At 31.7% G+C, this 1,365-nt stretch carries 2 protein-coding genes; both read right to left on the minus strand.

Annotated features, from left to right (window positions below):
• Positions 1–70: 70 nt before the first annotated feature.
• On the minus strand, positions 71–1,048 hold the full coding sequence (locus IAI10_RS24545) for an IS3 family transposase (protein ID WP_315675941.1): 978 nt from the start codon (positions 1,046–1,048) through the stop codon (positions 71–73).
• Positions 985–1,275: a transposase gene (locus tag IAI10_RS24550; RefSeq protein WP_315675940.1), complete on the minus strand. Its 291-nt coding sequence runs from the start codon at positions 1,273–1,275 to the stop codon at positions 985–987. The genes IAI10_RS24545 and IAI10_RS24550 overlap by 64 nt, the downstream gene beginning before the upstream one ends.
• Positions 1,276–1,365: the final 90 nt, after the last annotated feature.

The raw sequence follows: 1,365 nt of genomic DNA on the forward strand, positions 1-1,365 counted from the left end.
TTGGTACTATGTCAAGAAAAAGTACAAGTTAAACATGAACTTTTTTCGGTTAATCTACCTCTATTTTAAATCAGCTTACAATTTTATATAATTTCACCAATTCATTTTTATAATTATCTTCATATTGATTTGGAGATAAATATCCACAATGACTATGTATTCTTACAGTATTATAAAAAGCATCTATATAGTTAAACACCAATCTATATGCGTGATTATGATCTAAAATCTTAAATCTATTTAACCATTCCCTTTTTATAAGTGCATGGAAGGATTCTATGCAAGCATTATCCCAAGGATAAGCCTTCTTCGAATAACTATTAATAAATTCATCTGTTGCTTGTTGGTATGCGGAACATGTGTATTGTATACCTCTGTCGCTGTGCATAACCAATGGTTTTGTTATATTTCTTGATGCTTTGGCTTTATTTATTGCCTCCACAACCCATTTAGCTTCTAATGTTGTACTAAGTACCCATGATACTATTTTTCTTGAATATAGGTCCATAATGCTTGTTAAATATACAAAGCCTTCATATGTCCAAATATAAGTAATGTCTGAACACCATACAGCGTTTGGTTCTTCCGGATTAAACTCTTCATTCAATATGTTGATAAGTTCTTCGCTAAAATTAGAATCGATTGTAGTAACTGTATAAGGTCTTATATATTGTGCTCTTATCCCCAGTTCTCTCATATAGTTACCAACAGTTTTTACAGCAATAGTTTCACCTTTTTGCTGCAAAATTTCTGTTATTTTAGGTGCTCCATAATTTTGATGAGATTGATCATAAATTTCTTTAATTTTAGCTTTTAGATCTTCCTTTCTTTTCATCCTATCGGATGGCAATCTTTTCTTAAAAGAATTATAGCCACTCCTAGAAACGCCTAGTATTCTCAGCACTCCGCTAACATTAAGTCGGCGTTTACCTTCTTCATTCAATTCATCTTCCTTTGTAGATGTTTCAATAAAGAGAGCTTCTGTTATTTTCCCAGAATGCTGATCGCTTTTTTTAATATTTCTAATGCATCTTGAGTATCTTTTAATTCTTTACGCAATCTTGCATTTTCTTTGGCTTCATCACTTTGGAAATTACCAGAGCCTCTTGTAGGTACCTCTCCGTTATTAGCTTCTGCATTTTTTATCCATGTAAATAAGGCTGTTCTACTTGCTCCTAGATTTTTTGCACATTGTGTTATCCCTAAGTCTTTATGTTCTAGATAGTACCTTACAGCATCCTCTTTAAACTCTTTTGTAAATTGTTGTCTACTCATGTCCAAACCCTCCATCTTTCACTATTTTTATTATATCTTTTATTTTGGATTTTTTCACTTTCAACTTGTACTATTTATATTCTAGCACCA

Origin of the sequence: Clostridium sp. 19966 (assembly GCF_032335695.1) — a bacterium.
Classification (GTDB): Bacteria; Bacillota; Clostridia; order Clostridiales; family Clostridiaceae; genus JACTOJ01.